Source organism: Mycolicibacter virginiensis (genome assembly GCF_022374935.2).
Classification (GTDB): Bacteria; Actinomycetota; Actinomycetes; order Mycobacteriales; family Mycobacteriaceae; genus Mycobacterium; species Mycobacterium virginiense.
In genome coordinates, this window is the sequence record NZ_CP092430.2 from 3,277,482 (window position 1) to 3,289,639 (window position 12,158).

Below are 12,158 nucleotides of genomic sequence, written 5' to 3' on the forward strand. Positions count from 1 at the left end.
CACCGGTAACCCCACGTGTCCCTGTTGTAATGTTTTGCACGGTTCACACTCATCAACGCTTAGGGTTCATTTCAGGGAGCTTCGATGGTCCGTATTTCCAGTGCTGTCGCGGTCGGGCTTGTCGGTGCCGGGCTCATCGCCTGCCCCTCCCCTGCCGGCGCCGCGGTGCCCGCGGCCCAGGCGGTCCAGCTCACCGGCGCCGGCGCATCGCTGGGCGGCGGGACCGCGCTGATCATGGGCGGCAGCGGCATGCCGACCCCCGGCCCCGGCTACGCGGAGCTGGTCAACGAGCTCTACCTGGCGCCCCTCGGCTTCACCGGCACCACTCAGATCCTGACCACCCCCGAAACGCTGTACCCGTTCCTCGGTGCGTTCACCGGGACCTTCGACAGTTCGGTGGATGAAGGCACCCGGATCCTGGAGGCCGCGATCCTCGCCCAGATCGCCGGCGGTCAGGTCGACGCCGACAATCCCGTCGTGGTGTTCGGGTGGTCGCAAAGCGCGGTGCTCTCGTCGCTGATCATGGAGCGGCTCGCCGACGAGGGCGTACCCAGCGACTACGTGCACTTCGTGCTGATCGGCAACGAGAGCCTTCCTAACGGCGGCATGCTGGCCCGCTTCGACCTTCCGACAGGTACCTACCCGGAATTACCCAGCGTCGGAATGACATTCAGTGGCGCGGCGCCCGCCAACTTGTTCCCCACCACCGTCTACACCAACGAGTACGACGGTTTCGCCAATTTTCCGCAGTATTCGCTCAACTTCTTGTCCACGATCAACGCCGTGATGGGCATCATCTTCGCGCACACGACCTATCTGGGGCTCAGTCCCGAGGACATCGCGAATGCGGTTTTGCTCCCGACATCGAGCCCCGACGTCCTGACCGACTACTACATGATCCCCTCCGCCACGTTGCCACTACTGGCTCCGCTGCAGCTGCTGCCCTACATCGGCAACCCGCTGGTTGATCTGCTGGATCCGGCACTGCGAGTGCTGGTGAACCTGGGGTACGGCAACATCGAGCACGGCTGGAGCCCCGGTTTCGCCGACACCCCCACCGGCATCGGAGTCCTGCCGGACCTCGATGTCCTGCAGCAGGTTCCGGAAGCTCTCTTCGAGGCAGTGCAAAAGGGCCTCACTGACGCCTTCAACACCTTGATGGATCCGGCCAACTACGTGTACGCGCTGCCGGAGTGGGCCGAACAGCTGGCGAGCCTCGGCGACACCCTGGGAGGCGGTGAGACATCGGTCGGGGTCACGGTGCCCACCACCTGGGACGACCTCTTCGGATCGTTCCCGCCGCACACGGGTTACCCGCCGCTGGACATGCTCAGCGCCTTGGTGTTCACGCTGCCCGAGTACAGCTACAACGTCTTCATGTCCGAGATCGCCGACGGCGACTTCCTGGACGCCATCGGGATACCGCTCGCCGCCACCGCCGGGCTGCTGCCGTTGGCCTTGATCGGGGCGTTGCTGTAATGCGCTAAGCCGATGGCGGCGACCCGCAGCGCCCGGCTCCGCCGCGCCTGCGATCGCCGCTAAGCCGGCGGGATCTCGACCCGACGCAGTACGCCGTCGTGTGCATCGGCGGCCTCGATCTCGGCACGGGTTACCCCGAGCAGAAACAGCACCGTGTCCAGATACGGGTAGCTCAGCGAGGCGTCGGCCACCTCGCGCAGCGCCGGTTTGGCATTGAACGCCACACCCAAGCCCGCCGTGGACAGCATGTCGATGTCATTGGCGCCGTCTCCGACCGCCACGGTCTGCTCCAGCGGTACTCCCGCCTGGGCGGCGAACTCCCGCAACGAGTCGGCCTTGCCGGCGCGGTCGACCACCGGACCGATCACCCGCCCGGTGAGTTTTCCGTCGACGATCTCCAGCTCGTTGGCCGCCACGAAGTCCAGCTGCAGCTCGGCCGCCAGCGGCTCGATCACTTGCCGGAAACCGCCGGACACCACCCCGCATTTGAAACCGAGGCGGCGCAGCGTGCGCACCGTGGTGCGGGCACCGGGAGTCAGCTCGATCTGCTCGGCTACCTCGTCGACGACACTGGCGGGCAGGCCGGCGAGGGTGGACACCCGGTGGTGCAAGGATTCGGCGAAGTCGAGCTCGCCGCGCATCGCGGCCTCGGTGATCGCGGCGACCGCGCCCCCGGCACCGGCCCGGTCGGCCAGCATCTCGATGACCTCGCCCTGAATCAGGGTGGAGTCGACGTCGAACACGATCAGACGTTTGGTCCGGCGCGACAAGCTGGCATCTTGGAACGCCACGTCGACCTGTTGCTCGGCCGCGACTTTGCTCAGCGCGGACTGCAACGGGCCCGCGGCACCGACCGGCACCGAGACCCGCAGTTCCAGCCCCGTCACCGGGTAGTCGGACACGCCGCGGATCATGTCGATGTTGGCGTCGATCTCGGCGATCTCGTGAGCCAGTGCCCCCAGGGCCGTGGCAGCCACCGGGCGGCCCAAGACCACGATCCGATGGGTGGAGGGTGCCGCGATGATCGGCGCGTCGTCGCTGCGTTCGATCGTGACGTCAAGTCCCACACCGCGAATCGCGGTGGTCACCTCGTCGGCGAACGCCGGCCCGTCAGCCACCTCCGGCTCGACCGACACCAGCACGCCCAGGGTGAGGCGACCGCGGACCACGACCTGTTCGACGTTGAGCAACTCCACCTGGTTGCGCGACAGCACCTCGAAGAGGGCCGACGTCACGCCGGGCTGATCGACACCGGTGACGGTGATCAACACCGGCACCTTGGGCGTGCTCACCCCTGGCGGGCGCCCGGATCGACCGGGCGCCGCCTCTCCCCCAGCGCGCTCATCAAGCGTTTGCGGGTTCGTACAGCTCGTCACCGGGGTGACGGCCGACGTGCGCCTCAGCCCGCAGCCGATCGATCATGTGCGGGTAGTGCAGCTCGAAAGCCGGACGCTCCGAACGGATCCGGGGCAGCTCGGTGAAGTTGTGCCGCGGCGGCGGGCAACTGGTCGCCCACTCCAGGGAGTTGCCGTAGCCCCACGGGTCGTCGACCGTGACAACCTCGCCGTAACGCCAGCTCTTGAAGACGTTCCAGGTGAAGGCGATCATCGACGAGCCCAGGATGAAGGCCCCGACGGTCGACACTATGTTGAACGCGGTGAAGCCGTCAGTCGGCAGGTAGTCGGCGTAACGACGCGGCATACCCATGTTGCCCAGCCAGTGCTGGATCAGGAACGTGGTGTGGAACCCGATGAAGGTCAACCAGAAGTGCAACTTCCCGAGCCGCTCGTCGAGCAGCCGGCCGGTCATCTTCGGGAACCAGAAGTAGATCCCGGAGAACGTCGCGAACACGATGGTGCCGAACAGCACGTAGTGGAAGTGCGCGATCAGGAAGTAGCTGTCGCTGACGTGGAAGTCCAGCGGCGGACTGGCCAGCATGACGCCAGTCAGACCACCGGCCATGAACGTGACGATGAAGCCCAGTGCGAACAGCATCGGCGTCTCGAAGGTCAGCTGGCCCCGCCACATGGTGCCGATCCAGTTGAAGAACTTCAGACCGGTCGGGATGGCGATCATCAAGGTCAGCAGCGAGAAGAAGGGCAGCAGCACCGCGCCGGTGGCGAACATGTGGTGCGCCCAAACCGCGGTCGATAGCCCGGCGATGCTCAGCGTCGCGTACACCAGGGTGACGTAGCCGAAGATCGGCTTGCGGGAGAAGACCGGGAACACTTCGCTGACGATGCCGAAGAACGGCAGCGCGATGATGTACACCTCGGGGTGGCCGAAGAACCAGAACAAGTGCTGCCACAACAGCACCCCACCGTTGGCGGAGTCGTAGACGTGCCCGCCGAGGTGACGGTCAACGGCCAAGCCGAACAGCGCCGCGGTCAGCAACGGGAAGACGATCAGCACCAGGATCGAGGTGACCAGGATGTTCCAGGTGAAGATCGGCAGCCGGAACATGGTCATGCCGGGGGCACGCATGCAGGCCACCGTGGTGATCATGTTGACCGCACCGAGGATGGTGCCCAGACCACCGACGGCCAGGCCCATGATCCACAGGTCGCCGCCGGCGCCCGGAGAGTGCACCGCGTCGCTCAGCGGCGTGTAGGCGGTCCAGCCGAAGTCGGCGGCGCCACCGGGGGTGATGAAGCCGGCCAGGGCGATGGTCGCGCCGAACAGGAACAGCCAGAACGAGAACGCGTTCAGGCGCGGGAAGGCCACGTCCGGGGCGCCGATCTGCAGCGGCAGCACCAGGTTGGAGAACCCGAACACGATCGGGGTGGCGTAGAAGAGCAGCATCACCGTGCCGTGCATGGTGAACAGCTGGTTGAACTGCTCGTTGGACAGGAACTGCAGGCCCGGCACCGCCAGCTCGGTACGCATGAGCAGCGCGAGCAGGCCGCCGATGAAGAAGAAGGCCATGCAGGCGACGCAGTACATGATGCCGATCAGCTTGTGATCGGTGGTGGTGATCATCTTGTACAGCAGGCTGCCCTTGGGGCCCATCAACGCAGGGAAGGGCCGACTGGCCTCGAGTTCTGCGCGTGGGGGTGCTTCGGCGGTCAAGATTCCTCCAAACATGGGCATCCCGGGAAACTTGGTCGAATCCTAACCCCGAGCATCGCCCGCTCGGTATAGGCCTCCTACAAACTGTCGTATTCGTCTCCTCAGGGGGTGCTCGACCGTGGGTGTTAACGTCACGGCGTGACCAGGGTGGACAGGCGGGCGGCGTCCGCAGTAGCGCTTGCCGTGACCTTGCTCACGACGGCCGGATGCGCGGGCGATACCGCCGAAACGGCCCCGACCTCGATCTCCACCACGACGACGATGGTCGCCGGGGCCGGCGTGCTCGGCAATGATCGTCGTCCCGACGAGTCGTGCGCGGCCGAGCCTGCGCACCCGGATCCCGGCCCCGCCATGCGCTGGGCCCACAACGCGGCCGAGGTGGAGCCGGCCAGCGTCGAAGTCCCCGAGCAGGCTGAGCGCATCGTGGTGCTCTCCGGCGATCAGCTCGACACGCTCTGCGCCCTGGGCCTGCAGTCCCGCGTGGTCGGCGCCGCACTGCCGGACGGGGCGGACAAGCAACCGTCGTACCTGGGCTCGGTGGTGCACGGTGTCGCGGCAGTGGGCTCGCGCAGCAATCCCGATACCGGCGCCATCGCCGAGCTGCATCCGGATCTGATCCTGGGCGCACAGGGCCTGACACCCGGCTATGCGGAGCTGGCCGCGATCGCCCCCACCGTGTTCACCGGAGCGCCGGGTTCGGCGTGGGAGGACAACGTGCGCGGCGTGGGCGCCGCGACGGCCCGCTCCGGCGCCGCCGACGACGTGCTCGAGAGGTTCAGCGCGTACGCCGCTGAAACCCGCGAGGTCAGCGACGCCACCCACTTCCAGGTATCGGTGGTGGAGTTCACCGACAACAGCGTGCGCGTGTACGGGGCCTCCGGCTTCGCCGCCAGCGTGCTCAGGGCCGTCGGAGTGGACCGACCGCCGTTGCAGCGGTTCACCGATCGGCCCTACATCGAGATCCCAGCTAACGATGCCGATCTGGCCGGCCGGGCGGATTTTTCGGCGGCCGACGGCGACATCGTCTACGTGTCCTTGGCCTCGCCGGCAGTGAAGGCGCGGGCTGCCACGGTGTTCGACAGCGTCGCCTGGCGACGGCTTGCGGCCAACCGCGACAGCCGGGTTTTCGTCGTCAACAACGAGGTGTGGCAGACCGGGCAGGGACCGGTCGCCGCGCGCGGCGTGGCCGAAGACCTGCACTGGGTGAACGCTCCCATCAACTGATCCGGCGTCCCTGCTGCCGACGGCGGCGGTGACCGATCTCACGCCCTCGGGATAAGCGTCGCAGCAAATAACTTTGCTAAGCTATGTTTTTACGTGTCGATGCATATCTGAAGAGGAATCTCCACTATGAGCACCGTTTTCGCCTATGCCGCCACGTCGGCAACCGACCCGCTGAGCAAGACCACGATCACCCGCAGGGACCCCGGTCCGCACGACGTGGCGTTCGACATTCATTTCGCCGGCATCTGCCATTCCGACATCCACACGGTCAAAGCCGAGTGGGGCGCTCCGCAGTATCCGCTGGTACCCGGCCACGAGATCGCCGGCGTGGTCACCGCTGTCGGGTCCGAGGTGACGAAGTTCAAGGTGGGCGACCGTGTCGGCGTGGGTTGCTTCGTCGACTCCTGCCGCGCATGCCCCAACTGCCAGGCCGGGCTCGAGCAGTACTGCACCGGCGGCGGCATGGTCGGCACCTATGCCGGCGTCGGCCGCGACGGGCAGCCCACCCAGGGCGGCTACAGCGGCGCGATCGTCGTCGACGAGAACTACGTCTTGAGCATCCCCGACGAGATCCCCCTGGACGCTGCCGCTCCCCTGCTCTGCGCCGGCGTCACCACCTATTCGCCGCTGCGCCACTGGAATGTCGGTCCCGGCAAGCGGATTGCGGTCATTGGCCTCGGAGGCCTGGGACACATGGCCGTCAAGTTGGGGGTGGCGATGGGCGCCGAGGTGACAGTGCTGTCGCAGTCGTTGAAGAAGATGGAGGACGGCCTGCGATTGGGGGCCGAGCACTACCACGCGACCAGCGATCGACAGACATTCAAGGATCTGCGCAACAAGTTCGACGTCATCTTGAACACCGTCTCAGCCAGCCTGGACCTGGGCTCGTACCTGAACCTGCTGACCCTGGACGGCACGCTGGTCGAGTTGGGCATGCCCGAACACGCCCTGTCGGTGCCGCCGAGCCCGCTGGTCCGGATGCGGCGCAGCGTGACGGGTTCGTTGATCGGCGGGATCGCCGAGACCCAGGAGATGCTGAACTTCTGCGCTGAGCACGGCGTACGTCCCGAGATCGAGGTCATCGAACCGGACTACATCAACACCGCTTACGAACGCGTGCTGGCCTCGGACGTGCGCTACCGCTTCGTCATCGATACCGAGTCGCTGCGGACCTAGCACCCCGCTTTCGGCGAGAGCTGCTTAGACGTAGCGGTTGCGCCCAGCCAGTGCGCCCGCCGCTGTCTGCACCAGGTAGACGGCGAGCATCATCAGCCACGGCACCGTCCACCCGCCACTCACGTGGTGCAGCAGACCGAACATGAACGGGCCGACGCCGGCGAGCAGGTAGCCGAAGCCCTGCGCCATCCCCGACAGGCTCGCCGTGTCTTGTGCGTCGCGGGCTCGCAGCGCAATCACGGTGAGCGCCAACGAGAACACGCTCATCCCCAGGCCCACCAGCACGCTCCACAGCAGTGGTGCGGCCGCGGGCGCGATCAGCAGACCGAGCATTCCGGCCATGCCGAGCACTCCCAGTCCGACGATCCATCCGCTTTGGCTGTCGCTGCGGGCGGCCAGCGGCGAGACGATCAGACTGATGGGCACGGCGATCAGCGAGATCAGGCCGAGCAGTAGGCCCGCGCGCGTTTCGCTTGTGCCGTTCTCGATGAGCACCTCGGGCAGCCAGCCCATCACCACGTAAGCGAGGAAGGACTGGGTGCCGAAGAACAGCGTGACGGTCCAAGCCAGCTTGCTGCGCAACAGCGACCGGCCCTTCGCCGTGGCCGCGGGCGCGGCGGTGCCGGGCCGGTCGAATCCGCGGGCACCGACCACCCAGGCCGCCAACGCCAGCAGCGCGAGCGCACTCCAGGCCCCCAGGGCTGAGCGCCAACCGCCCAGCGCGTCGTCGAGCAGCGGGGTGACGGCGGAGCCCAAGGCCCCTCCCCCTTGCAGTGCCGCGGTGTAGACGCCGGTCATCAGCCCGACCTGCGCCGGGAAAGATCCTCGGATGATCACCGGGATCAGCACGTTGATCAAAGCGATCCCCGCGGTCGCCACCAGTGTCCCGCCGAGCACCACGTAGGACCCATCGCAGACCCGGATCAGCAGTCCCGCAACAAGAATCAGCAGCGCCGCCGACACCGTGCGCCCCAGCCCGATCCGCCGCGACAACCATGGGGCAGCCAGCCCGGCGGCAGCGAAGCACAGACCGGGCAGCGTGGTCAGGACACCGGCCCAGGTGTCCGAGGCGCCCAACGCTCCACGCATCTCCGGCAGCAGCGGCCCCACGCTCGTGATCGCCGGGCGCAGGTTCAGTGCGGTCAGCACCACCGCGACGGTCAGCAGCGCGCCGCCGGCCGCCATCGTCGCCGGCCGGAATTCGGCGGCACCCTCGAGTTCCAGTTCGAGATCGTGCTCGTACTGGCCGAGTGTTTCGTTGCGGGCGGTGCGGGTCACCTAAAGTAGGATCGCATACATCCCATGATTGGATGAAGGGAGGATGCTGTGCCGTTGGTCACCACCCGCCGCACTGGCTTGGTAGATCAGGTGATTGAGCAGCTCCGCGCCTCAGTGGCCGGCGGGGAATGGCCGGTCGATTCGCGAATCCCCACCGAGCCTGAGCTCGCCGACGCGCTTGGCGTCGGCCGCAACACCGTGCGCGAGGCGGTCCGGGCGCTGGCCCACAGCGGCATCCTGGAGGTCCGCCAGGGCGACGGCACCTACGTGCGCGCCACCAGCGAAGTGTCCGGCGCGGTACGCCGACTGTGCGGCCCGCAACTGCGCGACGTACTCCAGGTGCGACGTTGCCTGGAGGTGGAAGGGGCACGGCTGGCTGCCGCCGCCCGCACTGCGGAGGATCTGGCCGAGCTGCGCGCCCTGTTGGATCGCCGCGACGGACACCAGCGGGAGGGCAGGCACGACGAGTTCGTCCGGGCCGACACCGATTTTCATCTCGCGGTGGTCCGCTGCTCGCACAATCCGGTATTGACCGAGCTGTACTGCGGGCTCACCGAAGCGCTCATGGCCAGTGTCGCCACGACAAGCGCAGAACCGGTGCAGGCAGACCAGATCCGGCACCGGGGCTTGGTGGAGGCCATCGCCGCGGCCGACGTCGAAGCGGCCGGGCGTGAGGCGGGCGGATTCCTCGACGAGCTGCTCGAGCAGCTACCGCCGCCCTGAGGCGCTCAGTCGCGCCGAAGCCCCAACACTCGCAGCAGCTCCGGTCGCCGCAAGATGAGGCCGATCCACACCAGCAAGCCGACATACACCCCGGATAACACGAAGCCCGCCAACGGTTTATCGGCATGCAGGTTCATCGTCACCGCGCCGCCCAGGTAGGCGGTCAGACCCAGCGCACCCAGCACGGCGGTGCGCGGAATCAGGAAGACGACGAGGCATGCCAGGAGCACCCAGCCGATCACCGCAGTCTTGTCGGGCGAAAAGCCGAGCCCTTCGGTGGCTTCGCGGGCAAACGGCAGGCCGAGGATCTTCGGGATGCTATCGAACGCGAAGAACAGCCCCAGCACAGCGGTGATCACGGCTCCGGTGATCCACGCCCGGGAACGTCGCGGAGCGGTGTGGTCGGCATTTGTCGTCATGATCTACTCCCTGAACTCGACTGTGATTACGAAGCGATCGGTTCTTGCGCGCGCAGGAATATCGCGGTGTAGCCGAACAGGATCACCGCGGTGGCCACCAGCAGCAGCAATCCCACCGCATAGCTGTTGCGCACCGGATCGTAGGTAGCGCCCATCACCAGCGGCGGGAAGTAGCCACCCAGCCCGCCGACGGCGGCGACGATCCCGGTGACCGAGCCGACCGAACCGGCCGGGGCGCGGTGGGAGACCCAGGCGAACACCCCGCCGGTGCCGATGCCGAGCGCGACGGCAAGGGGCAGAAACGTCAGTCCCGACCAGATATCGGCGGGCGGTTTGAACACCGAGATCAGCGTCTGCACCGCGATACCGGCCAGCGAGGCCAACACGACGTACTTGGGCGCGATGTGGTCGGCCAGCGTCCCGCCGAGCAACCGGGCCAGCACCGCCGCCAGGGCGAACGCCGCGGTGCGCTCCCCCGCGCCTACCGCGGAGAAGTCGTAGACCGTCTTGATGTAGATGGGCAGGTAGCTACAGAAGGCCACGAAGCCGCCGAACACCAGTCCGTACAGCAGCGACATCTCCCACGTCACCCGCAATCGCGCGGCAGCCTTCAGCTTCGGCAGCACCGATGCCGTGTTGGGCACGAAGCGCGGCCCGTTGCGCATCAGCGCCACACACAACAGCGCTGAAATCGCCAGGGCCACCGCAACTATGAGATGGGTGGTGAACAGCCCAAACCACTTCACGAACCGCGGCGTGAAGAACGCCGAGACCGCGGTACCGACCATGCCCATGCCAAAGACTCCGGTGGCGAAGCCGCGGCGCCGCGGCGCGAACCAGTTGTTGGCGAACGGGATTCCGATCGCAAAGACGGTGCCGGCCACGCCGAGGAAGAACCCCGCCACCAGCATCAGCGGATAGGAACCGATCTTTGCCGCATACCCGACCGCCAGCACCGGGAGAATCGAGGCCAGCGAGACTCCGATGAACATGGTGCGGCCGCCGAAGCGGTCGGTCATCAATCCGGTGGCGATCCGGCCCAGCGCTCCGACCAGGATCGGAGTGGCCACCAGCAGCGCCTCACGGTTGGAGCTGAGCGACAACTGGCTGGCGTACCGCGTCGACAGCGGACCGATCAAGGTCCACGCCCAAAAGCAGATAACCGAGACCCAGGTGGCCAGGAACAGGTTGACGCCCGGGCCGGCGCCGCAACTGGGTCGATCAGCGCTCCTCACGCAATCATGCAAACACCCCAACGTGGTATCGGCTCGTCATTCGTTCAAAATGCCAGCCCACTTTCCCGCCAGTACCTGCGATCCTGTCGCAATCTGTGGCTTTAACGGCCCATTCTCCGCGGGTCAACGAAACGCAGCGGGCGCAAGCTGGTCAGCAACCGACCAACAAGGAGACTGGCCATGGCAACTCAGTGTACGGAGAGCATCGCTGACGTCGTCGTCCCTGACACGGCGCTCGCCCGCGAGGCAACCGAGTTCGTCCGCAGCGCCCAGGACGACGTGCTCTTCCACCACTCCCGACGAGTGTTCTTGTTCGGCGCCCTGCACGGCCGGCGGTCGGGGCTACAACCAGACTTGGAGCTGCTCTACGTGGCGGCGATGTTTCACGACTTCGGCCTTACCACGCGTTACCGCACGTCGACCCAGCGTTTCGAGATCGACGGCGCCGACGCCGCACGCGAGTTCCTGACGGACCGCGGCGTGGCACAGTCCGACGTCGACAAGGTATGGCTCGGCATCGCGCTGCACACGACGCCGGAGATCACCGGGCGACTCGACACCGAAACCGCTTTGCTCGCAGCAGGTGTCAAGACCGATGTGGTCGGCGTGGGCCGCGCGGATCTGGATGCGGCAGACATTGCCGCGGTGGTCACCGCCCATCCGCGGCCCGACTTCAAGAACCGCATTCTGGCGGCCTTCAACAACGGTATGAAGCATCGCCCGGACACCACGTTCGGGACGATGAACGATGACGTGCTGGCCCACTTCGATCCCACGTTCCGGCGCGGCAACCTCGTCGACAGCATTCTCAACAGCCCATGGCCCGAGTAGCGGAAAGGAGCAGGCACATGGAGATCCACGAAGCGCTGTACACCACCAGGATGATGCGGCGGCTGCGGCCCGACCCGATTCCGCTGGACACCCAGGCCCGCATCTTGGATGCGGCGGTGCGCGCCCCTAACGGGGGCAACACCCAACGCTGGCATTTTCTCGCCGTCGATGATCCAGAACTCAAACACGAGCTGGCCCAGTTGTTCCGCCAAGGCCGCGCCGTCGAGTACGAGAAGTTCGCGACGGGCACGGGGCCGATGGCCGTCCCGGCTCCCGGCGCGGATCCGACCCAACATGTCGAGACGATGCGCCGCATGAAGGGCTCCGGAGATTACCTGGCCGACCATTTCGAGGACGTCCCGCTGCTGCTGTTCGTCTTCGCCATCGACGACCTCGGCGGGGCCAACATCTATCCGGCGATCTGGAGCGCACTGCTTGCCGCCCGCGCTGAGGGTATTGGCGGCGTCATGACGATGGTGCTCCGCAATTTCGAGGACCGTGTCAACGAGTTGCTGGGCGTGCCCGTCGCGGAAGGCTGGACGATGTCGGCGATGCTCGCACTCGGGTATCCACGAGGAAAGTGGGGTATCGCCGCCAATCGGCGCCCCGTGCAGGAGGTTTCATCACGAAACCGCTGGGGTGCACCGTTCGGCGTCGAAGTCCCGCAACCGCTGTGGCCGCACGACCACGTGACGCCCGACCTGGCCACGGCAGGCTGAGAAGC

At 66.7% G+C, this 12,158-nt stretch carries 11 protein-coding genes; 6 read left to right on the top strand and 5 right to left on the bottom strand.

Annotation, left to right across the window (positions count from 1 at the left end; genetic code table 11):
• Positions 1 to 84: 84 nt before the first annotated feature.
• Entirely contained in the window at positions 85 to 1,479 is a 1,395-nt protein-coding gene (locus MJO54_RS15905; protein WP_052741227.1) for a PE-PPE domain-containing protein, read from the top strand.
• A gap of 59 nt (positions 1,480 to 1,538) precedes the next feature.
• Here MJO54_RS15905 and serB read toward each other — a convergent pair whose 3' ends face one another.
• The gene (gene serB / locus MJO54_RS15910; protein ID WP_240175162.1) at positions 1,539 to 2,771 is read right to left on the bottom strand and encodes a phosphoserine phosphatase SerB; all 1,233 of its coding nucleotides are present in this window, start codon (positions 2,769 to 2,771) and stop codon (positions 1,539 to 1,541) included.
• Between the two features lie 52 nt (positions 2,772 to 2,823).
• Positions 2,824 to 4,548, bottom strand: coding sequence for an aa3-type cytochrome oxidase subunit I (gene ctaD, locus MJO54_RS15915; RefSeq protein WP_046284965.1), 1,725 nt, complete (start codon positions 4,546 to 4,548; stop codon positions 2,824 to 2,826).
• Positions 4,549 to 4,686: 138 nt separating this feature from the next.
• Between ctaD and MJO54_RS15920 the strand changes: the two genes are divergently transcribed.
• On the top strand, positions 4,687 to 5,772 hold the full coding sequence (locus tag MJO54_RS15920) for an iron-siderophore ABC transporter substrate-binding protein (RefSeq protein WP_046284957.1): 1,086 nt from the start codon (positions 4,687 to 4,689) through the stop codon (positions 5,770 to 5,772).
• Between the two features lie 126 nt (positions 5,773 to 5,898).
• Entirely contained in the window at positions 5,899 to 6,948 is a 1,050-nt protein-coding gene (locus tag MJO54_RS15925) for an NAD(P)-dependent alcohol dehydrogenase (protein WP_240175163.1), read from the top strand.
• Between the two features lie 24 nt (positions 6,949 to 6,972).
• Here MJO54_RS15925 and MJO54_RS15930 read toward each other — a convergent pair whose 3' ends face one another.
• A complete protein-coding gene (locus MJO54_RS15930; RefSeq protein WP_109469988.1) occupies positions 6,973 to 8,226 on the bottom strand; it encodes a CynX/NimT family MFS transporter in 1,254 nt (417 codons plus the stop codon).
• A gap of 48 nt (positions 8,227 to 8,274) precedes the next feature.
• Between MJO54_RS15930 and MJO54_RS15935 the strand changes: the two genes are divergently transcribed.
• A complete protein-coding gene (locus MJO54_RS15935; protein ID WP_240175164.1) occupies positions 8,275 to 8,949 on the top strand; it encodes a FadR/GntR family transcriptional regulator in 675 nt (224 codons plus the stop codon).
• A gap of 5 nt (positions 8,950 to 8,954) precedes the next feature.
• Here the strand turns inward: MJO54_RS15935 and MJO54_RS15940 are convergent, their stop codons facing one another.
• Positions 8,955 to 9,368, bottom strand: coding sequence for a DoxX family protein (locus MJO54_RS15940; protein ID WP_065153719.1), 414 nt, complete (start codon positions 9,366 to 9,368; stop codon positions 8,955 to 8,957).
• Positions 9,369 to 9,394: 26 nt separating this feature from the next.
• Positions 9,395 to 10,603 (bottom strand): MFS transporter, encoded by a 1,209-nt coding sequence (locus tag MJO54_RS15945; RefSeq protein WP_240175165.1) that lies wholly within the window; start codon positions 10,601 to 10,603, stop codon positions 9,395 to 9,397.
• Between the two features lie 180 nt (positions 10,604 to 10,783).
• Between MJO54_RS15945 and MJO54_RS15950 the strand changes: the two genes are divergently transcribed.
• Together MJO54_RS15950 and MJO54_RS15955 are read left to right on the top strand one after the other, a co-directional pair.
• On the top strand, positions 10,784 to 11,434 hold the full coding sequence (locus MJO54_RS15950) for an HD domain-containing protein (protein WP_240175166.1): 651 nt from the start codon (positions 10,784 to 10,786) through the stop codon (positions 11,432 to 11,434).
• A 17-nt stretch (positions 11,435 to 11,451) separates the two neighbouring features.
• Positions 11,452 to 12,153, top strand: a complete 702-nt coding sequence (locus MJO54_RS15955; protein ID WP_046284951.1) for a nitroreductase family protein — start codon at positions 11,452 to 11,454, stop codon at positions 12,151 to 12,153.
• Positions 12,154 to 12,158: the final 5 nt, after the last annotated feature.

What these genes read in the sequence shown, in the direction of transcription:
- MJO54_RS15940 (WP_065153719.1), bottom strand. Translation starts at nt 9,368, where the DNA reads ATGACGACAAATGCCGACCACACCGCTCCGCGACGTTCCCGGGCGTGG.
- MJO54_RS15950 (WP_240175166.1), top strand. Translation starts at nt 10,784, where the DNA reads ATGGCAACTCAGTGTACGGAGAGCATCGCTGACGTCGTCGTCCCTGAC.
- MJO54_RS15955 (WP_046284951.1), top strand. Translation starts at nt 11,452, where the DNA reads ATGGAGATCCACGAAGCGCTGTACACCACCAGGATGATGCGGCGGCTG.
- MJO54_RS15925 (WP_240175163.1), top strand. Translation starts at nt 5,899, where the DNA reads ATGAGCACCGTTTTCGCCTATGCCGCCACGTCGGCAACCGACCCGCTG.
- MJO54_RS15905 (WP_052741227.1), top strand. Translation starts at nt 85, where the DNA reads ATGGTCCGTATTTCCAGTGCTGTCGCGGTCGGGCTTGTCGGTGCCGGG.